Consider the following 25506-nt stretch of genomic DNA (forward strand, 5'->3'; position numbering starts at 1 on the left):
GGCATCCCGGTTACCGGTGCGGGTCCTTAAAGACGGCCGTCGACCGATTCGCGCGGCAACACGTATTTGACGTCGTAGACGACGGAACCGGGTTTCCCGAGTGCGCGGATGCCGTCGGCTCCGAGCGCGCGGAACTCATCATGGGCGACCGCCAGCACCACCGCGTCATAGGCACCCTGCTCTGGGGTGGCGACCGGCGTCAGGCCGTATTCGTGCTGCGCCTGGGCGGCATCCACCCACGGATCGAACACGTCGACCTGCGCGCTGTAGTCCTGCAGCGCCGCCACGATGTCGACCACCCGGGTGTTGCGCAGGTCCGGGCAGTTCTCCTTGAACGCCAACCCCAGCACCAGCACCCGCGCGCGCACCGGGTTGATGCCCTTGCGCACCATCAACTTGATCACCTGGTCGGCCACGTAGCCGCCCATGCCGTCATTGGTGCGGCGACCGGCCAGGATCACCTGCGGATGGTGGCCGACCTCCTGCGCCTTGTGGGTCAGGTAATACGGGTCGACGCTGATGCAGTGGCCGCCGACCAGGCCGGGCCGGAACGGCAGGAAGTTCCACTTGGTGCCGGCCGCCTCCAGCACCTCCAGCGTGTCGATGCCGAGCTTGTTGAACAGGATCGCGAGATCGTTGACCAGCGCGATGTTGAGGTCGCGCTGGGTGTTCTCGATGACCTTGGCGGCCTCGGCGACCTTGATGCTGCTGGCCTTGTGGGTGCCGGCGGTGATGATGCTGGCATACAGGCTGTCGACGAAGCTGGCGACTTCGGGCGTGGAACCGGAGGTCACCTTGAGGATGTTGGTGACGCGGTGGGCCTTGTCGCCGGGGTTGATACGCTCGGGGGAGTAGCCGCAGTAGAAGCCCTGGTTGAACTTCAGCCCCGACACCCGTTCCAGGATCGGCACGCAGACTTCCTCGGTGCAGCCGGGGAAGACGGTGGACTCGTAAATGACGGTATCGCCGTCGCGCAGCACGCTGCCGATCGCCTCGCTGGCCTTGATCAGCGGCGTCAGGTCCGGTCGCTTGGCCGCGTCGATCGGGGTCGGCACGGTGACGATGTAGACGCTGCAGCGCGCAATACCGTCAAGTTGCGACGTAAAGCCCAGCCGCGTGGCCGATGCCAGCAGCTCCGGCTCCACCTCCAGCGTGCTGTCGTGACCAGCAGCCAACGCATCCACCCGCGCCCCGTTGGTGTCGAACCCAACCGTGTCGTACTGCTTGCCGAACTCCACCGCAAGCGGCAGGCCGACGTAGCCCAGGCCGACGATGGCGATGTTCGCTGTGTCCAGCGCGAAGCGGTGCTGCATGGTCTGTCCCCGTTCGGCCGCATGCCGTGACGCAGGCTGCGCCACGATCGATTATGCGTTACTTCACAAACGGCATGATCGTCCCGACCCCGGCCAACCTGGCACCGCCAAGAAAGCAACGCATCTTGATTCGACTGTCGGCTCGGCGTCAGGCCGATGATGGCAGGGACATTTTCCAGTGGGCGCCAAGCACGCCCTCGACGAAAAGACCCGCCGCAGCGGGTCTTGGGATCCGGCAAGGCCGCAGCCTTCGGATCGTTCACCGACGGCCGAAAAAGCCGCGGCAACAACATGGTGCCGGAAATAGGAATCGAACCTACGACCTACGCATTACGAATGCGCCGCTCTACCAACTGAGCTATTCCGGCAAGGGGCTGGATTGTAGTGTTACCGGGGTTGCAGGGTCAATCAACAGGTTTGAGCCGCAGCTCCTTGGGCAGGGCGAAGACCATGTTTTCCGGCTCGCCGCGCAAGGCGCTGAGGTTGCCGGCACCCAACTGGCGCAGGCGCTCGATGACGCCTTGCACCAGTATTTCCGGGGCGGAGGCGCCAGCGGTGATGCCGATCTGCTGGCGACCGACCAGCCAGGCCGGGTCGATCTCGTCGGCGCCGTCGATCAGGTGGGACTGGACGCCCTCGCGCTCGGCCACATGTTGGGCCGATACGGATGATCCGCGACTACAGCGCGCGAGGACAAGCCCGCCTGCTGTGCTAAGTGCCTGGTAAGCCGGTCGCTGCGGGTCGAAGTCGACAAGTGCGGACGGTCCGCATCCGTGGCACCACACGGCCGGATCGCGTTCGCAGCACGCCGGATCAAGCTGTCGCGGGGCTAGCGGCTGGAGTCGCCGTTGCCGTTTGGGCATGCCCAATGACTGTTTACGTAACGGGAGCCGGATTCAGTTCCAACACCTGCCGCGACGGCTCCCTATCCAGTATTTGCATGCCTATCTTGATAAGCCGCGGCCCCTCGGCGTCATAGGTCAAGCCGTCAACAAGGCAGGATGCTGCGACGCGCGGGCTCTCTGCTGCAATTTGCGCGTAGTGCTCCTTGGTCCACCTTAGAACTGCTTTGCGCAGAGCTTTGGCTGGCTTCCCAAAATCACTGCCATGATCAGTTAAACCCAGCACATTCAAAGCCATGCTAAGTACCCTGGCCCCTTTGAAATTTGGCCAATCGCCCATCCTCGCGATCTCGTCATAGATCAGCCGGCGCACCTTGTGCTTGACAATCCTAGCGGCAGGCCCATCCGGAGAAAATGATTCAAAGAACTTGCTCCATACTGCGTTGTGTTGCACAGCCCAGCACAAGTCCTGTGGCTCCTTGATCGAGGATGCCTCGAAGACCACTTCAAACACTAGCCCGGCAATAAGGTCATAGACGTCTCGGTGGTGGTCTCCCTTTCTACGCCGAAGGGTTGTGTAAACAGCATCATTTCTGGTGTCGAGGATCTTTATCGCCTCGATAGCAAAATCCACAGTCCCGTTTAGCTGCTGGATGCTATCTTCCGTCCACCAATCGGAACTTGCTCCGTTGAGCTTGTATAGACCACCAAGTGAGCTCTGAATTTCACGAACCACTCCGGAGAGCACGGAAGAATGTTGATTCCCGGAACCACTCTCGATGTAACTCTTGAAGGTAACCAGGACCAGGCGGCAGAACGTTTTCCATTGATCTGCATCCCAGCGGCCCCTCTCCCGATAATCGACATCAAACACTCGGCCGAGCGAGTCGACAACTGCGTAGTTTCCATACAACGCCTTAGTTAGCGGCTTGTGATAGCCAACGTAGCCCGTGTAGTACCCCTCAACCTCGTGATAAGCAAACGAATCCCGATTAGCTATAGCTTCTGAGGTGATGTTCTTGGCAAACGTATCGAGGGGGAGATCGAACTTCTCCTGTGCCGCGATTTCCTCGAATAGGGCAAGCGCCATAATCGGTGAAGATTGAACTACATGCCGACAGAACTTCCTATCTGCAATCATCAGCAACACGTCGTAGGCGTAACAGCGCACTCTGAGGATGCGATCTTGCGCAGATTCCTTCCGCCCCTTTCGGTGGTCGTGATACGCTCTTAGCTCCCAACTTTGCCAAGAATGCCGGATCAGGGACTTAGCGGAACGGGTCAACTCGTCGGCGATTTCCGGAAGCTCCTCCGGGGAGCCCTTAAGAATGGCTCGGTATAATGTTTCAATGAAGCGTCTGGCGTTCCATCGACTAAACCCCGCCGGACGAATGAACGCGAACCATGCCCATATCATGAAAGTGAGCAAAAACGCGCCTCCGAGAACAGCCTGCCACCCCGCCGGGGTGAACATATTCCCCTTGGGAACAAGCCACTCCTCCGCTCGCCACCAATCGGTTAGCAATGCAAGAACGCCGACAGCGCCTATGACGTAGTAGGTAAACCCTAGCAATGGCAACGGCGCTGTTTTAATGCGAAAACGATAACGCACGCCCGCTATTGTCCACGCCAGCACCATCAGCGCCAGCGCAGCAAGGTACTCCGAGAACCCAAAGAACTTCTGCCCCGTATCCGCAAGCGGAACGAAACAGACAGCCCAAGCACAGATTTCTCCCATATACATCACCGATTCAACGAAGCCGTGACAATTCTTGACGCGCGACGCCGTTGCTCTTTAGCCCCTTCTCCACGTTTGCAAGTCACTCCTACTCCTTAGCCTCGTAGATTGCGACTGAGGAAATTGTAGATCATACGAGTGCACGAAAGGCTGCGTTTATTACGTTGGATGAGCATCGTCCGCATCTGTCCGAGCCCGGGAGCGGCGCATAAGCAATGCGCCGTGCGGCGAGACAAGCGATCAGCTGTCTCCTTGTGGAACAAGGAGTTGACCGAAGCTCAACTTCGCGTGGCTCCGCCGTAAGTGGCCGGTAAGCCTTAGCTCAATCTCAAGTCACCCCTACGGCATTGCACCAGAAGATTGATCGTCTTGAGTAGTAACAGCAGGAGCATGACCTCGTCTCCAGCTCCAAATGGCAACGAAGATGCCCATAGGCGCTAACAATAGGAACATCCAAAGCAGCTCGTGCAGGACATAGGCTGACGGGCTAGCTGGGCCCTTCTGACACAAAATGCTGATCACCGCGCTCGCTTGGACGCCGATGTGGAGGACTGTTCCGGCGAGGATCGCTCGTCGTGCGCGTTCCTCTGCGTCGAATCTCTTAGGCACCATCCCCGCCATTGCTGCAATTCCAAGCGCGAGGACGGGCGCCGTGATTGCAACCGAAATCAACACAGTCGTTGAGGCTGATTCGCCCAGGACCACACTTGGAACCATGAGCAGTAGCGCCAGGGTGCCAAGACAGATCGTGTCGACTACCACTGCACCAACGAGTATCGCTCGCGAATTTGATAGCTGAAGCAGCTGCCACATGATCAATCACCTCAGTTGGAATATGAATTCCCCGACATCTACCAGTGCCGCGAGGAGGGCGATTTCGGAAAAGACTCTAGGCCACCAATCCATCGGCGATAGCGCGCAATTGAGGAACCGAGAGCGCAGGGGAAACTTGAGCTAGCTCCACATTGCGACCTAACGCTTCTTGTAACTTCGACTTCACAACGCCAAGAACACGTTTTCCATAACGGTAACGGATCGGGTTTTCGTCATATTCCCTGTTTGCGTCAGCGGATATCCTGCCGGCGTTAGGTTCAGGCCCGCCCTTGTTTCTCGCGCGCTGTGCGTCCGAAAGCCAATGATTGATACATCTCTCGACAGATTTTTCGCGTGATGCGGCAGTTGCTTCTTCAACCATGCGCTCAAGTGCATCCCTGTTTACGCCCGGTGCAATTGCGGAGAGGTGATCCACGCTAAGGAGATGGCTTTCGATGTCTGTTCCAAACGTCAGGAAACTTTCCAGCCCCGCTTCCGTCAGATCCTCCTGATATTTTACAGCCAGGTCGTCCGACATGTAATCGCGATCGCGGTGCACAATTACGCGGGTTGCAGGAGCATGTTCCCGGATGAAATTTCCCAGAACTTTGGCTGATTGTAGGTTGGTACACCCAGAGTACGACCATACATCGCAGACATCGTCGCCCAGTCCGGAGGACTGCAGAACCCTCTTCAAATTTTCCGTGCGGGAGTCCTCGGTCAAGAAAATTACGGGCGTTTCGCCATTTCGCAACCGATCGCCAGCATCCAGCGCTCCGAGGCCGAGAAGCACAGAAACGCGATCACTATTGTCCGGGTGCACAGTTCCTCCAGAGAGCCAGTGTGTAGCGGCACCCAACTTCGAAAATTCATCTAAAAAATGACGCGAGTGGGTTGAGATAACTACCTGAAGGTCGATCGTTTTAGTTATTTCATCCAACAGGCGTGCTAGTCGTCGCTGGTTGTCGGGATGGAGGTGAGAGTCAGGCTCATCCAGAATGAGTACCTTGGGCTGGTAGACACCGATATAGGAGAGCGTCTGCACCGCCTGCAGCACCCCGGTTCCGCACGAATCGATAGGCAAGCTGCCGTCGGCATTAACCGCGTGCGCGGAGATGACTTCATCTACGGCTGCGTTGAAGTCGACGTCGATATTTAGCCCACCAAATATCGTCTCCAGTCTCGATTGAAACTCTTGCCAATCTCCAGCACGTTGCTTCAGCAGCCAAAGAACGTTGCGAAAAACGCCATTAGCATCGCCCTTCGCCGCAGCGCGCTGAACAATTCCGGGCGATCGATACTCCTCAAAGGCAGGTATACCCGCTAAACCCGGAGCTACAACGCTGAATGGCCTTTCCATCACTTCGAACCGCTTACCGAGGACGCTCCCTTGAATTGTCACGGCAATGTTCTTGTTCTTGCCGCGACGAACCTGGATAGTTGCCGACCCCAGATCACTCGTAGTGAGGGTAACCTCGATTGCTTGATTGGCGTCCTGCCGCAAGTTTCCCCCAGCTGCGAGCGCGTGCACGTCGCGCAGTGGCGTGTACACCAACTGCTGTGCGGAGAGGCTTCCGGAGAGGACTTCCCCGTTCCACAACGATACGTTGTCCAACCTCAAGCTTTGAGCCACTGACACCGCAAACTGTATCGCATGCAGGAAGCTGCTTTTCCCCGCATTGTTAGGGCCAACCAGCAGAGTGATTCTCCCGAGTGGAACGGTCGCATCGGTGATTGACTTGAACCGCTGAACCCGCACACTTTCGAGCATCGCGCTTTCCCCAGTATAAGCGCCCCCCACCGTAGGACAGCGACCGTAGCCGGATCATAGCGAAGACTGGTACTCGCAGCACCCTACGATGCGGCATGCTGATTGCTTGGTCACCTGACCGCGTACCCATAGTCGATCAGGACGAACTGGATCGCCCGCCATAGGAACCGTCTCATATGCTCGTCAGCAGCGTCACCAGAGGTGGCTTGCGAGTTGGCGTAGACGCGCAGCAGCGCTTCGTCGTCGGGATACGCAGCGATCAACGCCAGCATCTAGTCAGGCAAAGTGGCAATCCGTTTGAAGTGAGGAACTAGCGTGTGCATGTCCGTCCGAGCCTCACTTGATGAACTCCCGGTGCCCATGGTTCGATTCCGTTCAACCTGACTCCGTCGCAAGTGCTGCAACTTCATTGGTGACCTCTAAGCCGGATGCAGCTGGAGCCCGCTGGATAAGCGAGCTGAACCTCAGTATGGCGAGATCGCCTTTGCGGATGGTCCTCGTCACGAGCACTGCCAGCACCTTGGGGAAGCGATTGGGCGCTGTCCTGCGCTTAGGGCTCTGCTGATAGCAACCGACTCGGTGCCACCGGCAGACTGCTTGAGGCATGGTTTGGCAGGGTGAACGGGAAACGTGACCGCCCGGAGTTCGTGACTCGCTTGCCCCGAAGCGAAACTACCCATGTCGTTGTTGTGAATCATTTGTCTTATTGATACGGACAAGTTGCAGCTTTCCGAGCAGATGCTCGCTCTTTTTGGCGTCGAGCTAGAACGCCTTCAGAAGCGCTGTGGAGCGATCTTAAGTTAACCCGGTAGACAGGGACCAAACGAGGGCGGGAACCGGCTCCAGCGCGACCACAGCGCCCCTGCACAGGCTTCGAATTAAGGTTCCCAGTGGATGGTGACCCAGTCGGGCTGTAACTGGCATTCCGGCACATCTCATTCCGGGATTGCCCTGATCGGGATGATCACACTCCGGGGATGTCACGCCCGCTTCTTCTTTCTATTAATACTGTTGTTAGCTTATAGGTAATAAGAATAATAAGGGGAGCGTGACTGGAAAGCGTGACAGATCATCAGTGCTATCGGATCGCACACCCCGGAGATCGTATATCGACAAGTCAACTTCAACTGGCGGCAACTACAGGCTCGGGCGCGCGCTGTGCGTCGCGATCCCTCTCACGTTTCCGCTGCTGCCGGATACGATCCTGTTCGCGCTTCTTGTCCTTGCGTGGGTCTGAACTCCCAGTCTGTGTCAGCAGCAGCTTGTTGGATACGAAGCGCGCCTTCTGGCACTGAAGTATGAAATTGCATTGACTGCAGGCGCCCGAACTAACGTCCTCGCGCATGCCGAGACACGGCGGTAAGTAAGGCTCGAAGGTGGTTGCCACACGAATTTTTGTCGGTAGTGCGACAGAATGCTTCGCGTCCTCCATCAAATTGGGTTTGTCGGGGAACACGGTGATGGCGATACGCCTCGCGTGTTCCTCGCTTAGCGCATCCGAGCGACCTAAGAGGTTCGCCAAAGCAATTTCCGGATTTGTTGATTTTTTCATCCTGGTGAATGCTTGCATTAGCGCTCGCTTACGAGGTGGGTCTAACCGCCCACTTTGTTTGAAGAAGCGATCATCCCAACCCTCCTCGAACAGCGCGACGGTGTTGTGCCATTCGTTCCAGACATCCGAGGCCCCTGTGACCTGGGAAGCGGAATAGAGCTGATTGGGCCGTGGAAACTTCTTCCGGTTCTTCTGGGCGGTCGCCCATTCCATGACCTCGTTGAGATACTTGTCGTAGGGCATGCCGATATCATCAGCCGTCTGCCGCGCGTTCCAAAAGCTGTTGATTTCGCTGGGTTCATTATTGAAGAGCTCGCGGGCGATAGGCTGTTGCTCTTCCGCCGTGCTCATATCCTTGTATCTCGCGTAGTAACGCCGATAGCAGTCGAGGTACGCCTCGCAGAAGAGCTCTGTGCGCTCTAGCGCAGACAGGTAGCCATAGGCGACCCATGCGGACGGAGTGAGTTCCGGCTCGCGCTCCAGGGACTTCGAGTCAACCACCTTGCGAGCAATTGCCAGCTCGCGGGTGCGGCGCTTGATTGCGGAAGGCTCTTTACGGATTGCTCGGCGTTCTGAAGCTAGTTTGTGTCGCTCTTGCATACTAGATCCGGACCACTTCCCTCGGTTGCTAAGTTTACTCATAGTGATTTCCTCACTGGTGGATTGACGAGAAAGGGCTGCGTCGGCACACGGAAGTACGTCGACGGGGAGCTATTTATAGCTACTTCGAATGAAAAAGCACGTAAGAAATTTAGGCGATCTTAATTTTGCGCGGAAGTCAGCAAATTTTGCATAGCCTAAAGAAATCCTTTGACTTGGTGCGCAAGCGGATGGTAATCGCGCACGGCAGCGCTCACTTTGGTAGTAGGTCCCGGATTTTAGGAAATTACTAGGAGAATAAATCGCGGGTCGCCATGGTATCTGCACACGGAGAGCCGAAAGCAGGTAAAGAGATCGCGCGGGAAGCTCACGACATCGACGGAGAGCCGCCTAGACGCCAAGCAGGACCGTCTACGACCTCCCTACGTGCCGAGAATCCAAGAGCTCCAGGATGCGATCTAGAGGGTTCCTGATTGGCAAGATAATCGGGGTGCTCGATCACGCTCCGGATGGGGAGCAATCTCCCGCAAGCGTCAACGACCTAAAGTACAAAGCCTGCGCGGCGGCCGCATTACTGGCCGCTGCATGCGTAAGGTGCTTGGACAGGTGCAGTGCATGCACCAATGTGCATCCCTCTGAACCAGGTCATCTCGCATGTTTGTGAGCGACGACAACCGTCCGCAACAACTCCGGGGCCGAGCGCAGGTCATGGAAACGTCATGGAAAACGCAAAAGAAAACGCGCTACACAAAACTTATAGAAGCATGGTTCAGTCGCGTACGTCGCGCGCTACAGCGGCTCTATAAGACCAAATCAATCAACTTGCGTAACCGTCAGCCATTTCAAGAGCACGTCGGGATTAAAGAGCGAAGTCCTAGGAGGCATGTGGGTGTCCCTCTAGCGTGCCGCCGAAGTCAACCAGGTGGCTAGCAATCTCCATAGAACGGACAGCGCGAATCTAGGTTATTGGCTGGGTTGGGCCCGCATGGGTCGCCAAGATGTCCTGGATCTGGTGAGGCTCAAACGCGACATCCCAGCACCAGACGCCGAAGCCCCCCTTCTGATTCACACCCTTAACCCAGGTGTCCAGTGCGGAACGCTTGGCCTTGTTCTGTTCGCTGTCCTCGCCTTTGATCTCTAGTGCCAGGGTCTTGCCGTTGGACAGGCGGAGCAGGAAGTCAGGGATATAGCGACGCTTGGCGCCGTTCCACATGTAGTAGACCTGGAAGCCGAGGTGGTCGTTCTTGGCGTAGGACTGCACTAGTTTGCTGGTCTCCAGCACATTGGCGGCATGGGCTTCCCACGCACCATCAGCGACCATATGGCTGATCTGCGACTTCTGTGCAGCCTGACAGGCCCGGGTTGTATACCAAGTGCGCATGTAGCGGGTTGAGCCGATCGGATACTCTTCGTCGAATACCGGCTCAATACGCTCCTGGTTTTGTTCAATGAGATAGCGCAGCAAGTGCTGCACAACCACGTCCATATTCAGCGATACGAGGATGCGCTTGCGTAACGGCTCCTGGTGAAACAGCGACGGCACGTCCAACCTGTCCGACGAGAGAAACTTCTCGATCAGGCGAATCAGCTGAAAGGCTAGGTACTCTGGCGTCCCGGTGAACTGGTCGCGCAGATGATCGTAAGCCTTGCGGGCAGCCTGAAATACGAGTCGCTGCAGACGGAATTCGTCCGGCAGTTTCTCCAGGTCGATCTCGGTGATCTGATCCCAAGCATTAGCGCCTCCCAGTGCCGGCGCCAGTTCTGCGGCCAACGGCGTCTTTGCCGGGTCAAGTTTCAGCGGCTCCATTTTTGCCCAGTCGAGTGCCAGCCCGTGTCGCACGATAGCGTCGACGCGCAGCACGTTGGGCCAACGAATTTCCAGGCTGTTACGTTCTTCCAGCGATTCGATCTGGGTGCTGGATTTCGGAGGAGGCGGTGGGTCACCGCCGCCGATGTCCTGGAATACGGAGAGCGGCACGCCGAAGACGTTGACGAATTCCGGCTTGAACAGTTGCCGCTCTACACCATCCGGGCCGACGACCGGCTCGGTGTCGTAGCCGACGCGGCGCAGGCCACGACCGATCACCTGCTCGCAAAGCAACTGACTGGTGAAAGCACGCAAGCCCATGATGTGAGTAACGTTCTTGGCGTCCCAGCCTTCTGACAGCATGGCTACCGAGACGACATTCTGCAGGTTCTGTCCAGCGGTGCCGCGCTTGCCTACGTTGTCGACGATCTCGCGCAGCAGTTCTTCCTTGTCAAGTTCAAGGAGAGCCTGCTTCTTGTCTCTGGGGAGCGACGTAGCTTCGACGATGGACTTGAGTCGGGACTCGTAATCCATGGCGCTGGTGAAGTAATCACGCTGGGCCTTAGGCAGCGGGGCATGGTTGAACAGCCACTCTGAGATTTTCGCATCCGTCCATTGCCGAACCGATGCAACTTCGCTGGCACGGTGGCCACATAATTCCACCAGGTACCTGAGCTTCCCAGCAGCTTTCTTTGCGTCTTTGTACTTGGTCTTCTGCGTATCGGTCTTGCAAAGAGCGTCCACAATGGCAGCCATCTTGGCTTTAGCTAAGGAGCCAACGCTGGCCTTCTCCCCGATCTCCGCCTTCTCCAGCACCTTCGAGTCCACCCGCAGTGTGCGGTCAGCATCGCGCAGTTCTGGCCAATGGACGTCGCCGCTGGTGAAGTAGCGTTCTATACGTGCAGCGGTTTCCGTGCGATTGCAGACGGTAAGCAGAACAGGTGGAGACGTGTGACCTCCATTCGCCCAGGCTTCTGCAGCCTGGCGCCAGTCGGCACCGAGCAGGGTATATGCCTGCTGCACAAGTTGCGGCAGCGGCTCATGTGGCTCTGCGCCGCGCCGATTCAGGTCCTCCTGCACCTCGGGGTCGCGATAGAGGTGATAAAGCTTGGGCCTCAGGGTTTTGGTGTCCGGCACCACGCCATCGCGCACCACCACTCGCGGCGTCTTAACCAGGCCAGCCTCGATGGCATCGTTGAGGCCAAAGTCAGAGACGATCCACTCGAACAGACCGGATTCGGTATTCGCGCGGCCGGTGGGTGCAAATGGCGTGGCCGATAGATCGAAGCAGCGCTGAATACGCTGCTCTTTGTGGATCCGATCAAGGCCTTCGATCCAGCGCGTGGCCTCGTCCATGTCCGAGCCCATTTCCTCGGCGCGGCGCTTGGTCTCGCGATCTCGCTTGTCTTCAGCGGCGATGCGGTAGGCATGGTGTGCTTCGTCGTTGATAACGACGATGTCCTTGTAGCCAGCAAGCTTGCCAAGGACGCGCTTTACGAAAGCCTTGTCGCTCTCGGCGCCCTTCTTCACCACCGAGCGTGCCTGCTCCTTCAGCGGCATCAAAGTGTGCCAGTTCTCGACCAGTAGCTCGGTTTGGTTGAGCTTGCTGCGCATGGCCTCGTTCGGGCAAAGGCCAAATGCGTCGTAATAGTTCTGCGGATGTCCTGGGTAGAGCACTTGCAGACGTTCGCGCACCGTAAGCCCGGGGGCCACGATGAAGATGACGCGGGAGAAATCCTTGTTGCGCTTCGGGTAGGCCAGAGCGTTCAGCACCTGCCAGGTGATCAGCATGGCCATCACCGTGGTCTTTCCGCTGCCGGTGGCCATCTTGCTGCAGAGCCGCTCCCAAGGTCCGCCATCGCGGGGAATGGCGATACCCTGCTTGTAGCCGGCCGGCGCTTCCTCCCACCAAATCAGAGTTTCGATGGCCTCGATCTGGCAGAAGTAGAACGGGTATTGACGCGCACTAGGATCGTTCCAGTGCTCCAACAGGCGTCGAGTGACAGTGGTGATGCCCGGATACTTCGCTTGCCGCCATGCATCCACACGTTCGCGGATGCGCTCAACTTGCTCCAGTGGTTCGGTGCGTCGGGTGTTGTTGCGGGTGTCGAAGATTTCGTAGCCAGCGGGCCGGCGACCCTCGGCCAGCTTCAAGTTGCCACGGTCGTCCTGCCAGTGCCAGAGTGGGACTTCGAACGGCGAGTTAACAATTAGCGACTTGGGTGCGGTCATCGTGGCTTAGTCCAGCGCAATCACTTTCAGCGACTCAATGCCGCGATCGTCAACAATCTTCACAGCCACCTTGCGGTTCTCACCTGCTTCGAACGGCAGCGAAACGGTGTCCTGCAGCTTTTTAAGCTTGGCCTCGTCCAGCTCGGCCTTAATGTTCTTCTTTAGCTTGTTCCAGCCGTCCTTGGCGCCGGCCATGGGGAAGAACACCTGGTGAGGGAACAAGCTGCGTTCGTCGTAATCGGTATCCAAACTCCAGGCGGCGATCTTCTTCTTGCCACCGGATTCCAGTTTTCCAGTAGTGGTGTCGAAGTAATCGAAGCCGTTGACCTCGACTTGATATCGCCCATCCTTCAACTGCTTCACATCCACGTCAGGCTGGCCCATCAGCCAGAAACTCTGATTGTTGCTACGGGCCTTCTTTAGATCTTCGGTCAGCAGATCAGTGTTCATCTGCGCCTTGAGCAGGTTGACGCCCGCCCACTTGGTTTCATCGATGTCCTTCGCGGCTTCTGGGTCGAAGGTGAAAGCACAGAACACGATGAACTTGGGAGCGGGGCGCAGTTTCTCCGCCTCGTTGAGCCCCAGCGCCACCTGACGCTGCTCCAGGGCGGCGTGTTCGGGGCCGAAGCTGACGACGACGCGCTCGCCGGTGGCCAGGTGTCCGGTGCAGTGCAGGTGACGGAACCCGTCGCCGCTGGGTAGGGTTTCCAGTTCGGCAAACTTGAACATCTGGCCGCCCTTGCCGCGGATGCCAGTCTTCAGTAGCTCATCCCGCCAGCCATGCTGACGTTGCGATTCGCCGCTGCGAGCGATAGCGGCGTCGGCGTCTTGTGCCGGTTGGGTTTCGTCCAGCGACAGCACACTAGGGAAGGGGACCGCTTCGACGGTGAAGGGACCGGTAATGCGTAGCTTGTCCTTCGAGATTGCAGGTTGGTCGTAAAGGATTTCCTGGCCTGCGTGGGCAGCAATGGAGTCGTCCATCTTCGCCTGCATTGCCTGGCGGGCGGCGTGGAAGGCGTCGAAAGCTCCGCGCCCGCCAGGCTTCCAATCGTCCGGAAAGTCGAAGGGGACTTCCCATTCACGCAGTGCCGCACCGATGGCAAAGTCGATGATCTTCCCTTTGCGATCCCCTTCGGTCACCTTAAACGGTGTGCCTTCGGCTTCTAGAGCGGCGTTAAGCTTAGTCAATGCCTGTTCTATAGCCGGGTGTAGCTTGTCCCAGATGTCGTCAATATCAGGATTGTTGGCGATGGATTTTAGGGTGACGTGGGGAACGGTCTTGTAGATGAAGCCACCCTTCAGGCCTTCATGGGGGTACCTGAGCTCGTAGTAGTCGTAGCTGGCGGTCATCAAGCGTTGCTTGGCGAGTGTGACGGCTACACGCGAGGTATCGCAGGTGACCCAGCGGCGGCCCCATTTCTCGGCGACGAAGGCTGTCGTGCCAGAGCCACAGGTGGGGTCGAGAACGAGGTCGCCGGGGGCAGTCGTCATTAGAAGGCAGCGCTCTATCACTTTAGTCGCTGTTTGCACCACGTAGCTCTTATCTCTGGCACCACCCACATCATTCCAAATCTGACCGACTGCCTTGCCTGGAAAATCGGATTGATAACGCTTGATTCGGATTTGCTTTTTCTGAGCGGCAAGGCGACCCGCAGCCGCAACACGCTCAAGGCCTTTGGTCGTTACTTTCCAGTGGTTGTTATCCCCCGGGTGGAAAGTCAGTCCTCGAAACACAAATTCAGTAGTGGTCGTTGCGCGGAAGCCGTCTGAAGTCAACGGGTCAGCCGAAAAACTATCATCATCAACCCGTCGCGGCGAGTAAAGCTGGCGATACATTTTCGCGGCTGCCTTCTTGCTTCTGCAATACCAGACAAGTATATCGGTGTTTGGAACAATGAACTCGCCTTCTTGGCTCCCCGTTTTTTGGACCAGAATCTCACAAACAAAATTTTCGTTCGAAAATATCTCATCGCAGAGATTGCGAATAAAATGAACGTTCTCATCCGATATTTGAACAAATACGCTTCCAGACTCGTGCAATAGTTCCTTTGCCAGCAACAACCGATCCCGCAGGTACGTCAAGTATGAGTGGATACCCAGCTCCCATGTATCCCGGAACGCCTTGATCATCTCCGGTTCTTGGGTCAGGTCCTCGTCCTTGCGATCCTTCACATCCCGGCTGTTAACGAACGGCTGAAAGTTGCTGCCGTATTTGATGCCGTAAGGAGGGTCGATGTAGATCATCTGCACCTGCCCGGCCATGCTTTCTTTTTGCAGCAAACTATTCATCACCAGCAGAGAATCGCCTGCCACCAGCCGGTTCATCCAGCCCCGGTCGTGCTTGTAGAAATCCACCGCTTCGCGCAGTGGCAGTGGCCGCTCGAACCATGCCTGAAACATATCGCCCTGGTCGTCGCCGTCGCCGCCCTTAACCTGTTTCTGGATGGCAGAAAGAATCGTCGAAGGGTCGATGCGTTCATGCACATGCAGACTGACAGTGTCGACCTCGAAGCTCGTCCGCTCCGACTTACCCGTCCAGTTGAGATACGGCTCAGCCTGGCGCTTCAATTGCTCTAGTGCCGCGCGCATCACTGCCTCGTCGCCGCTGGCTAGGGCCTCGTCGACCAGCTTTTCAATCTGCGCGCGGCCCATGTCGAACTGCAGCGCCGGGTCGATGTGTGGGTCGTAGGTCCACTTCGCCTTCGGCAGCTCCGGGTCATTGTCCGGTGTCACCATGCCAACATCAGGGTTGTTCTTGCGCTTCTGATCGTGCTGATAGGCGATGACCTTCGCCCCATCGTCAGCCTTCTTCGGCTTCACCTCGGCCTTGGCCTTTCTGGCCTGCGCCAGAGTAATAGAAGCCTGCTTTGGCTTCGGTGCATCCGCGCCGACCGGCTTCTCCAGCGTCGACAGCGAGAACGGCTCGATCTGGTCGACCGCCAGTGCCACCGAACCACCACGCCCCCTGCCTTTGACGAGTTTGCCGGCATCCACCAGCGCATCGCGGGCTTCGGCGTAGTCTTCCTCGGACACCTTGGCTCCAAGCTTGTCAGTCACCTGGCCCCGCATGCTCATGTTGCCAACGGCGGTGCCATCCTTCGGCAAAAGGTTCAGGATGGCAGAACGAATTTCAGCAACAGTAGATTTAGCCATAGCGTTGTCTCGTGGCAGGCGCGGCGATGATCAGTCGATGGTTTCGGCGGCGTAGATTGCGGTTGGCGTGTTCTTCTGCGCACGTACTACCGGCCAGTAGAACGGCGTATCCCGCCAACCCTTGCTTGCCGCACCATTCTGTCGGAGTAGGAACAGTATCGGATAGTCGATGGCAAAGCTTCTGGTTAGATCACCCTCAGTCTTCTCCGAGTCCGGCGTTTCGATGTACTTCGCGTGCGAACCAGCGCCGGCCAATCGTGCTGAGTTTCGGTTATTTGCTGCCCACAACAAGACTTTGCCGCGCTCGGACTTCTCCGGGTGTTGCTGACTCAGGTGCGCCAGAACAGCTTCCGCGGCGTTCCAATCAAAAGACGGGGCGTCGTCATCAGGAAATTCCAATGTCGGCTTGATCGACCGCAAGAGCTCGTATGCGGTGCCCACGTCGATCAGCACAGGTTCGTCCGCGCCAAATCCGCACAACTCCGCCACACGTGCATCGATATGCTCGATCTTCTTTCCGATGCCGGTTGCCCCGGTCCTGTATCCGGTTTGGAAGCCGATAGGCAACATTCTCTTAAATGGGCGCAGTGTCTGCGCGGTCGAAACTAGAATTTTGTTCGGACTGCAGGGGATGATAGAGCCATTTTGAGCCCGGCGAATAAATTGAACGGCCTTGTCACCGCCGGCCTCGATAGCGGAACGCAGGGAGGAGTCGAATTCCTCCATTTGTTGCATGGCATAGCGGATCGGTAGAGAGGTATAAAAGCGCGTGACTGCCAAATCGTTGCGGCGATAGCCATACATGCGTGAGTGTTGCAGCACCGTGTCTTGTTGAAATCTATTTGGCCTACGTCCGTAGTAGAAGCCGATCAAATTGGCGATAGTGACGCCGCGATCCAGCACCTGGCCTCCCAGGAAGATGCACAGGGGGCTGCGGAGCTTCAGTTGCCCCGTATCGTCCAGCATTGTGACGACGTCTTCATCCGAATTGACTTTGGTAATCGTGATGAATTCTTCGGACAGAGCCTCAACAACGGCATCAAGCACCTGCTCTTTAGCCGGAATCGGCTTTGACGCCAGAGCAAGGGAGCGCTCTAAATCGCCATAGGAATTCCCGGCTAGTGTCTTGAGGATAGGGTCGTTGGATTCGGCAGCCTCAGTCAGCCTCTTTACGATCCTACTGGTGAGCGTTGCCTGCCAATGATGGGCTTGTCTTCCTGCTTCCGAGTGCAGGAGAAAGGAGTAGCGCAATTTACGCGGCTTTTCGCCTGCGGTGATGCCGTTTATGCGCTGAATGCAGCCGCCCACGATGAAGTTGATGATCGCAGTGCGGTAACCCTCGATTTTGGAGCTGGTGAGGACGTCGTCTAGCTTGAGCTTGCGCCCATCCTGCTTCTTTAACAGTTCCAGTTCATTGTGATCAACTGAGTAGTGGATCAGGCTCTCAAGTGTTTCTTTGCCGCTGCGAGCGGATTCTCCGAAGTATGTGTCGCCACCAACATAGGCCGGAGGGACCGGGACCAGCTTGGTGAAAGCCGGGCGAGTCGGCTTGAACTCTGCGACGTTATCAACGTTCACTTCGGTCGGCTGGAGATAAAGCGAATACGGAGTAGCTGTGACCTGCAGAAACGAGGACTGATTGATGACGGTGCGAAGTTCACTCACCTGCTTAGCGATCTTGTTTGCGGTAACGATGTCCTTCTTCTTCGCATAGCCGATCGATGCGCTGTCGGCTTCGTCATCGATGATGATGATTCGCTTTGCGGCCATATCAGGGTGGTTATTAAATAAGCCAATTAGTCGCTGGAGGTTATCGTCTTGCTTCTTGGCTACGAAGACCATCTTGGCGTCGGTTTCGAATTTCCCGATTTTTTTTGGCGCTTTCATGATGTCGCTAATTTCGACATCACCTTCGCTGATGAACATCCGGAACTCGCTGGTGAGTCGCTTAAGCGTTTGTTCGATTAGCGCTTTCGAATTTTTGCTCAGGACAAGAGCAATGTCGTAGTCGTTGTCGAATGCGAGTGCAAGCACACTGATGAAGGTGCGAGTCTTACCGCTCTGCACCTTACCCAATAGCATTCCTGGGTGCTCGGAGCTGGTTGCCTGATTCAGGAGCGCAGCAACGGTATCTTCCGCACAGCGAAACGTGTCTGCGCTGAAATCAGAATTGGCTTGCTTGTACTCCTGATAGAACGGCCCATTCGTCGTGATGCTGATCGTCATAGTCACTCCCCCTGTGGGTTGAACGCGCGAGGAGTGACAGCTATGTCGTAAGTGATCCGCCGGAGCATTCCAGGCAGGCCACTTTGTCGTCGCTGCAGCGTGCTGGAAGCCATCGTTTAGAGTCATTGACATCATCTGTCGACCCACACGTGCCAGCACACGTCCCCCAACCAATGGGGCCAGCATACCGGTGGAACCGCAAGATCACCTGACGGTTTGTGTTTTGGGGTGTTGTTCTTGCTAGCGAAGGCGGTTGTGAGCAACTAGGGATAGGCGCGTAACTTCTCAAAGGCTGCGGCCAGGTGCTCTCCCGCCAAGTGGGAATACCGCAGAGTCATCGTCAGATCCCCGTGGCCCAATGACTCACGAACCGTGTTCAAGTCCGCTACGGCATTACACCAGCCGACTGGCGAAGTGATGTCGCAAGTCGTGGAAGCGGAAGGTCTGCACCTTGGCCGCCAGTGCCAGCAGCTCACCCCCCGACGCAGGCCGGTGGTCAACCAGCATCATCAGTCAAATGCGTCTGGCCGCCCCGCGCGATCACCTATGTAGGGGCGTCAATGTCAGTTGCTAGGACGCTCATAGGCAGCGGTAGGCTGCAGTTGGCAGCACATCCAATCGTGCGATGTCTGTGATTAGGCTGGAACAGACAACTTCGCCACCGCAGCCGCTAGATGGGCGGGTGCTAGATGGGCGTAGCGCAGCGTCATCTGGATGTCCGAGTGCCCCAGTAATTCCCGAACGGTGTTTAGATCGACTCCCGCCATGACGAGCTTGCTGGCGAAATGGTGGCGCAGGTCATGGAACCGAAAGGTCGATATCCCGGCTTCAACCAAGAGCGCATTCCAGCCCTTCTTCACGTCTCGGGGTTCGAACACCCTGCCCTGCCCACTGGTCTGACGGTGCCACCGGGTGACGACGGACAGCGCTTCATCGTTCAGTGGCAAGTGCCGCTGCCGCCCGTTCTTGGCGTTGCCTGCTTGGATGGTGATCACCCGGGCATCCAAGTTGATGTCCGTCCACTGCAATGACAGCAGTTCACCCCGACGCAGCCCGGTGTTCATCGCCAACAGCACTACAGGGGTCAAGTGGTCCCCGAAGCCATCGAGCGGGATATCAGCCAGTGTTGGGACGTGACGAGCTAGGCGCGCTGCATTGCCATTGGCGCGGCCTTGGATCAGCTTGCGGTCGCGCGCTGCAAGGCTGCCCCGCAAGCGGCTTTCTTCATCAACCGACAGGAACCGGACGATCTTTCGTGACTCCACTGCTTTTGCCCGCATGCCCAACAACGCATTGCGCTCTAGCAGCTTCCATTCGACTGCCATCGACAACGCTGCCCGCAAGGTGCCCAGGTCACGATAGGCGGTGATCTTCGCGACCGGCTTTCCTGTGCCGTTGCTGGTCAGACGATCACGCCACCAGCGATCGATCAAGGGTGCATCTATTGCAGATAGATCGAGCTTCAACATGCTCGCAAACTGGGTCCGGATGCGCTGGACATAGCGTTTACCCCGACGCAGTTCGACAACCGCCCAGGGCAAGTAGTGATCTGTCAGGAACTGATCCAGCGTGCAGGTAACGGCCTTGGTCTTGGCGATGCTGGGCAGCCCCTTCTGGATGACCTCAGCCATCGCGTGTGACGTGTGGGCGCGCGCCTGTTCGAGGGTTAGGTGTGCGACAGCCCCAAGCGTCCGACGCTTGCCATGCGCCCAGGAAACGATCCAGGCTTTGTGCCCCGATGGCTGAACTCGCATGATCAGTCCGCGGACGAGGGTGTCTCGCATTTCGTAGGGTTTGGCTTGGGGCTGTGCCGCCGCGACGATCCGCTTAGTCAGTTGGGTGCGCATGGATGCTAGAGGCTTAAGTGAGTGATAAGCCAAAAACTATCGGAGCCCCTAAAACCATGTTTGGATCAGGATCATCCGCATCCGACGCCCGGGACTGGAAACACCTTAAAAAACAAAGGCCCGCATCAGCGGGCCTTGTGTTTGGTGCTCTGGAAGACGCAGTCCGAAAGTCGCTAGGACCTGTTACGAATGCGCCGCTCTACCAACTGAGCTATTCCGGCAAGGGGCTGGATTGTAGTGTTAGCGGGGTTGCAGGGTCAATCAACAGGTTTGAGCCGCAGCTCCTTGGGCAGGGCGAAGACCATGTTTTCCGGCTCGCCGCGCAAGGCGCTGAGGTTGCCGGCACCCAACTCGCGCAGCCGCTCGATGACGCCTTGCACCAGGATTTCCGGGGCGGAGGCGCCAGCGGTGATACCGATCTGCTGGCGGCCGACCAGCCAGGCCGGGTCGATCTCCTCGGCGCCGTCGATCAGGTGGGACTGGACGCCCTCGCGCTCGGCCAGCTCGCGGGAAGTGCGATAAGTACCTGCTAAGCCGGATCTCGGGTGGCGTGGCGGGCCACACAGTTCAGCTTGCGCGGATGCGAATAGCGCGGCCCCAGCATCTAGCGTGACCCAGCAAGTCTTGCATTCGCAATGCGAAGGTCGGGAGTTCGATCCTCCTCCGCTCCACCAATCGAATACCGGGGGCCCCGCGTCGCACAGACGCCGGGGCTTTCGCATGCGCGCTATGCTCGGGCGCATGCCTGATGCCGTGACCGTCCGACGCCGCCCCAGCGCCCCGGGAGCTCCTGGCCCAACCCGCAAATTTCAGGGTGATGTCGCACCCACGTATTTGCGACCAAAACGAGCAACCAGCACTTCGCGGCGAAGGCAAACGCCACCATCGACCTGTGTCGTTGCGGCGAAGACTCGCGACACTCCCGCCCCAGTACCTAACGAGTGCTAAGCTTAACCGGGGCCTGCAGATAGAATTTGCGCCGTGCTTCGCGGCGCGTGAAAGCAATGTCAGACGGCATTGCTCCCTATGCACAATGGGTGCAATCTGTTACGCGATGGATTTGGCTAAGGAGTGTCTGCAGGCCCCCCTTAATTTCAGGGCTCTCCATGGATTCAAAGCTTGCCAAGCTCAAACGCTGTGACGACTTAGCGGACCTGGCGCGCCTCGTCGATTTCCAGCCGAAGGCAGTCAGCTACCTCATCTATAAATTGCCGCCAAGCAAGCGGTATACAAGTTTTTCAATTCCAAAGAAGAGCGGTGGTCAGCGTGAAATTTGCGCGCCTGAACCGCGCCTACTAAAGCTGCAACGCCGGATTGCAGACTACCTGCAAGATTGCCTAGAGAACCTGGACAAACAGAACGGGTTCACACGCCCCCACGCTCACGGCTTTATCCGTGGGCGCAGCATCATGACAAACGCATCCGTTCATCGCGGCCGACGGTTCGTATTGAACGTAGACCTTGCTGACTTCTTCGGAACAATCAACTTCGGAAGAGTCAGGGGCTACCTGATCAGCAGCAAAGACTTCGAACTGAAGCCAGCAGTTGCAACCACGATCGCGCAGCTTGTTTGTCATAACAACAAGCTACCCCAAGGGGCGCCAACCTCGCCAGTCATTGCCAATCTTGTGGCACGTGTCGTCGACGCACGCTTAAGTAAGCTGGCGGAAGCACACAGTTGCGCCTACACCCGCTACGCGGACGACCTAACATTTTCTACTAACCTTAATTCGTTCCCGAAAGCGCTCGCCACTGCCTGTCCGAACTCCGGGAAAACTCTCACAGGCACGACACTCAGTCGGGTTTTGAAACAAGCTGGCTATCAGGAGAACACCAAAAAGACTCGATTGCAGTTTATTAATTCAAGGCAGGAAGTTACGGGACTTACAGTAAACAAAAAAATCGCGGTAAGTGTTAGCTATCGAAAGCGTGCGCGCGTCATGGTAGATAAGCTAATTAAGACCGGATCCTTCCACTTTACTAGTAAACAAGAACCCGAAGAAGATCCCACACCAAGCATGAATAAGCTTCACGGGGTCCTTAGCCATATCAATTCAGTGGCTGTTCACCGCAGGAGTGATCAACATAATCGGGACGCCTGGAAGCGAGCGAAACCTAACAGTGAACTACTGGCCTTATCTGCCGATGAGAAAGTCTATCGCCAGTTTTTATTTTATCGACTATGTTACGCCAATGAAATTCCAACGTTGCTGTGCGAAGGCAAGACAGATAATATCTACCTAAAGTTCGCCCTTAGACGCCTCGGCGCGGACTTCCCTAAGCTTGCCACCGTGGGCGAGGCGGGCAAACTTGATAGGAGGGTTCAATTCTATGGATACTCCAAAACGAGTAAGCGGATCCTTGGCCTCGATGGCGGATCAGCAAATCTTGCGAACTTTATCTCTGAGTACGACCGAATGTGGAGACGAAACAAGGCTCCACCGTCCGGGCAACCTTGTATCATAGTTATAGACAACGATAAGGGCGCCAACATAGTGCGCGCCAAAGTTAAACCACATCTTCCGAAGGGTCAGAACTTTGATTCGGGCACGCCCTACACAAAGGTTATTCACAACCTCTACGTAGTGCAGGTGCCGTTGCCATCAGGCTCTGAAGAGGTTGCTATTGAAGATCTTTTTCCTCAAAATATTCTAGATGCTACCCTCGGCTCGAAAACGTTCCACAGACAAGGCGAGGGATTTGACAACTCCATACACTACGGCAAACACATGTTTGCGGAGTATGTCATCAAGAAACAATGGCCAACCATTGACTTTTCAGGCTTTGCGCCATTACTAGATAGAATAGCTAACTGCGTCCCATGATATAAAAAAAGTGGACGCTTTACCGGCTGAGCCCTAAGGAACTGTACGCACCGGGAATACCGGCAGACCAGGCCATCTTGCTCAGATGATCGACGCCTTGATCAACGATCTCATGTGCACTGGCCACATCTTTGAGCGAATAATGATCATTGATGTAATCGTGCACGATTTTGTTCCGCCTACGTTGTAGGTCATCGAGCGACGTTGCTACGGAATTATCTGCCTCTGCTTGCTTCTAGACTCCACTATGCGTCCCGCGGGGAATATGAGAGGTCTGGGAGATCGCGCAGCGATCGTGGGTACGTGCCCTCCGCCCAGACCCGAGAAACTGCATCTAGCCCCTATTCGTAACTCGCGCCAGGCGCTCCCACTCGCTGCCTGGCGCGCTCCAACATCCAACCTGCTCCGCGGGCAGGTTCCCTTGTCAGGAACCGCGCATAGCGCGTTAGGCGTGCACTTCAGTGCCATCGACATAGGTTCCGCTGATGCCGGCCCACAGTGATGTCGACAACGTACTGACGGCTAGTCCCGAGAGCGGCGCATAGTCAATGCGCCGCTCTACCAACTGAACGACGCCGGAAGACCTTTCGGATCAAAGACTACCTGATCGCTATGCCTGTCCAGGGGTCAGGTAAGTGGCTGGTAAGCCGAAGACGGACGGGGCCTGCGCTGGGTCAGCTGGACCTCAGTTTGACCCAGCTACCCGATGCAAACGGACCTCAATTGAGACGTCACCAAAGTTGCTGTGAATCGCTCTGAGCCGCTCCCAACTACTGCGCTAGTGACCTCGCTAGATGAGTCTCCCACAAGCGCTGGCGAGCGCCGGGCGGATCCTCGACGTATCGACCGATCAACTCGACTCCAACACAGCGTCTCGCCATCAACTGTAGCTCTTCCTCGAATTTCCGGAGCGTCCTCTTTCCAAGCGGTGATTCTGATTCGCTTGTTGAGTGGAGATAGACCTTCGGCGAGGACGAGCGCTTCATCTGCTGCAGTTGCGTCTGCACTTCCTTAAGCAGCGGACTCAGGAGGAGCCTGCTTAGACCGCGCATGCGAAATTTCCGCATGACGTAGACGTGTTCTACAGAGATGAATATCCGGCTCGACCCCACGCCGTCTTCGCGCTGGGCACGGAACGACACGAACCCAGCGATATCGCCGGACCGGTGCATTGCGTGATAAGTGACGATGTTGGCAGAGGCCTCAGGCGATCGATACTCTCGGTAGTGCAATTGCGCCAGGTCCGATTCGATGAAGTGCTTAGGGCACTCAGCACGATCGACCGAAGGCAGCGGCCCCGACAGGCTAAAGTCGTCGTGTAGCTCCTCGTAATCACCGAACTGCAGGGCAAAATGACCGGCGTTCATGTTGCACACTTGGTGTTGGGCAGGTTGGTATCACGCCACAGGTCCGTAGCTTCCTCACCCGCAGTGACCCCAACGTCGTAAGACTGCCCGGTTGGTGGCTGGTTGATGGGGAGCCACGTAACGGCATAAAGCGCCGCCGAGCGTAGATACTGAACACGAGTGCGAATGATGTAACCGGAGCTGATCAATTCGCGCAGGCCACGTGCGAGTGAATCCTTGCTGTTGAAGCCGCGCCGCTTCATGAGCGAGTGAGTGGCGGTCAAGTGACCGTTGTTGTCGCCTTTGTAGGCCGCCAAAATGGCGAGTAGCAGCTTGGCCGCGTTGCCTGACAGTTCGTGAAAGGTTGGGTGACCGAGCACGGCGTGAGGGACGGGCAGGAAGCGAACGTTCCATTGCAACTTGTTCTTGGCTGTATCGATTCGCGTGCTGGGGATAAATTGCGTCATTAGCTGTCTCCATTTCGGTTGAGCGCGCGGCATCGCGACGAATGACGCCTTGACGGGCGCGCCCGGGATAGATGATTGAGGTTGACAGGGGAATTCCTGTCTGGCAGCCCGACTCGATGCCGGGTGCCTGCGTGTGCATCTTCAGGCGAGCGGACCGTTAGGCCTGCGGGTGATCGTCGACAGTAGGAGTTGCCTGCCGGGATGAGCGGATGCCTCGCGTCATCTCTTCTGCGAACCGCCGAGAGCCAGCGCGTTCACCTATGCTTAGATTGTAGTCAGGGAACCGAAAACTTGACGCGCGATTCGGAAATTTTTTTCTGGGTCGGTCCAGACGACGTTGTGCGGTGAGCTATGAGCCCGGAAGCTGGGCATGTGGCCACCAATGCTTCCAGTTGTGCCGGCAAGATTAGCGGTCCGGGTATACGAAGCACTGTGACTGAAATGCGGGGCACACGATGCCCCGGAATGACGCCCCCGATGTGCCCCGAAAGGCAGGCCACCTTAATAGATAGAAGCACCTAGAACAGAGCAGTAGCTACTTAGATAAGAACATTCTTACCGGCGCACGGGGCGTAGGATCGGGGCAATGGCTCGCCCTACGGGCTCGCGGGGCGTTGCCCCCACTCGCTTCGCTCGTTCCCCCAGCGCCGCCGCGCGGGCCCGTCGCGGCGCTGCCCGGCAGAGCCGGGCGGGCGCACCGCGTCGACAGCCTTCAATCCAGGTTCCGGAACAGCAATGTCAGAGGTATAGCACCTGCTCCAGATCCCGGTTCCGAGGGGTTGAGTAAAAGCCTCCCACCCCGAGCCTTAAACATCGCCGGGACGCCACCTAAACGCTCCGCTGGAGCTGCCTACAACCCCGGGTCTCCCCACCCTACCAGTCGCGAATGCACGAGCTCCGGGGTGCACTCTGCGCGGTTCCTGATTGGTAAGAAAATCGGGGTGATCGATCACGTTCCCGATGGGGAGCAGTCC

Annotated in this window: 13 protein-coding genes, 1 tRNA gene and 2 pseudogenes; 1 reads left to right on the forward strand and 15 read right to left on the reverse strand. The window is 57.2% G+C overall.

Annotated elements, in window-relative coordinates; translation table 11 throughout:
* Positions 1–26 precede the first annotated feature (26 nt).
* The 12 genes and pseudogenes from tviB to ispH (ACW7G1_RS10880) form a co-directional block, all read right to left on the reverse strand.
* Positions 27–1313 (reverse strand): Vi polysaccharide biosynthesis UDP-N-acetylglucosamine C-6 dehydrogenase TviB, encoded by a 1287-nt coding sequence (gene tviB / locus ACW7G1_RS10825; RefSeq protein ID WP_456979720.1) that lies wholly within the window; start codon positions 1311–1313, stop codon positions 27–29.
* 292 nt (positions 1314–1605) lie between these two features.
* Positions 1606–1681: transfer RNA gene (locus ACW7G1_RS10830), tRNA-Thr, on the reverse strand.
* Between the two features lie 36 nt (positions 1682–1717).
* Positions 1718–1960: pseudogene (ispH, locus tag ACW7G1_RS10835) on the reverse strand (4-hydroxy-3-methylbut-2-enyl diphosphate reductase); the annotation flags it as partial.
* 229 nt (positions 1961–2189) lie between these two features.
* Positions 2190–3899 (reverse strand): hypothetical protein, encoded by a 1710-nt coding sequence (locus tag ACW7G1_RS10840; RefSeq protein ID WP_456979721.1) that lies wholly within the window; start codon positions 3897–3899, stop codon positions 2190–2192.
* Positions 3900–4782: 883 nt separating this feature from the next.
* Entirely contained in the window at positions 4783–6477 is a 1695-nt protein-coding gene (locus ACW7G1_RS10845; protein WP_456979722.1) for an AAA family ATPase, read from the reverse strand.
* Between the two features lie 110 nt (positions 6478–6587).
* A complete protein-coding gene (locus ACW7G1_RS10850) occupies positions 6588–6749 on the reverse strand; it encodes a hypothetical protein (RefSeq protein WP_456979723.1) in 162 nt (53 codons plus the stop codon).
* Between the two features lie 851 nt (positions 6750–7600).
* Positions 7601–8629 (reverse strand): hypothetical protein, encoded by a 1029-nt coding sequence (locus tag ACW7G1_RS10855; RefSeq protein ID WP_456979724.1) that lies wholly within the window; start codon positions 8627–8629, stop codon positions 7601–7603.
* A gap of 958 nt (positions 8630–9587) precedes the next feature.
* Positions 9588–12668, reverse strand: coding sequence for a DEAD/DEAH box helicase family protein (locus tag ACW7G1_RS10860; protein WP_456979725.1), 3081 nt, complete (start codon positions 12666–12668; stop codon positions 9588–9590).
* A 6-nt stretch (positions 12669–12674) separates the two neighbouring features.
* Positions 12675–15821: a site-specific DNA-methyltransferase gene (locus ACW7G1_RS10865; protein WP_456979726.1), complete on the reverse strand. Its 3147-nt coding sequence runs from the start codon at positions 15819–15821 to the stop codon at positions 12675–12677.
* Positions 15822–15851: 30 nt separating this feature from the next.
* The gene (locus tag ACW7G1_RS10870; protein WP_456979727.1) at positions 15852–18047 is read right to left on the reverse strand and encodes a Z1 domain-containing protein; all 2196 of its coding nucleotides are present in this window, start codon (positions 18045–18047) and stop codon (positions 15852–15854) included.
* A 635-nt stretch (positions 18048–18682) separates the two neighbouring features.
* A complete protein-coding gene (locus ACW7G1_RS10875; RefSeq protein ID WP_456979728.1) occupies positions 18683–19894 on the reverse strand; it encodes a tyrosine-type recombinase/integrase in 1212 nt (403 codons plus the stop codon).
* Positions 19895–20151: 257 nt separating this feature from the next.
* Positions 20152–20400, reverse strand: a pseudogene (ispH, locus tag ACW7G1_RS10880) (4-hydroxy-3-methylbut-2-enyl diphosphate reductase); the annotation flags it as partial.
* A gap of 600 nt (positions 20401–21000) precedes the next feature.
* Between ispH (ACW7G1_RS10880) and ACW7G1_RS10885 the strand changes: the two are divergent.
* Positions 21001–22719 carry a retron Ec67 family RNA-directed DNA polymerase/endonuclease gene (locus tag ACW7G1_RS10885; protein ID WP_456979729.1) on the forward strand — a complete coding sequence of 573 codons (1719 nt, stop codon included), beginning with the start codon at positions 21001–21003 and terminating at the stop codon, positions 22717–22719.
* 19 nt (positions 22720–22738) lie between these two features.
* On the opposite strand, the gene ACW7G1_RS10890 is transcribed toward ACW7G1_RS10885, so the two are convergent.
* From ACW7G1_RS10890 to ACW7G1_RS10900, 3 genes are all read right to left on the reverse strand, one after another.
* The gene (locus tag ACW7G1_RS10890; RefSeq protein ID WP_456979730.1) at positions 22739–22885 is read right to left on the reverse strand and encodes a hypothetical protein; all 147 of its coding nucleotides are present in this window, start codon (positions 22883–22885) and stop codon (positions 22739–22741) included.
* 604 nt (positions 22886–23489) lie between these two features.
* A complete protein-coding gene (locus ACW7G1_RS10895; RefSeq protein WP_456979731.1) occupies positions 23490–24086 on the reverse strand; it encodes a GNAT family N-acetyltransferase in 597 nt (198 codons plus the stop codon).
* Complete coding sequence (locus ACW7G1_RS10900; protein WP_456979732.1) at positions 24083–24532, reverse strand: helix-turn-helix domain-containing protein; 450 nt, start codon at positions 24530–24532, stop codon at positions 24083–24085. The genes ACW7G1_RS10895 and ACW7G1_RS10900 overlap by 4 nt, the downstream gene beginning before the upstream one ends.
* Positions 24533–25506 lie beyond the last annotated feature (974 nt).

It is taken from the genome of Lysobacter sp. A378 (assembly GCF_054052125.1).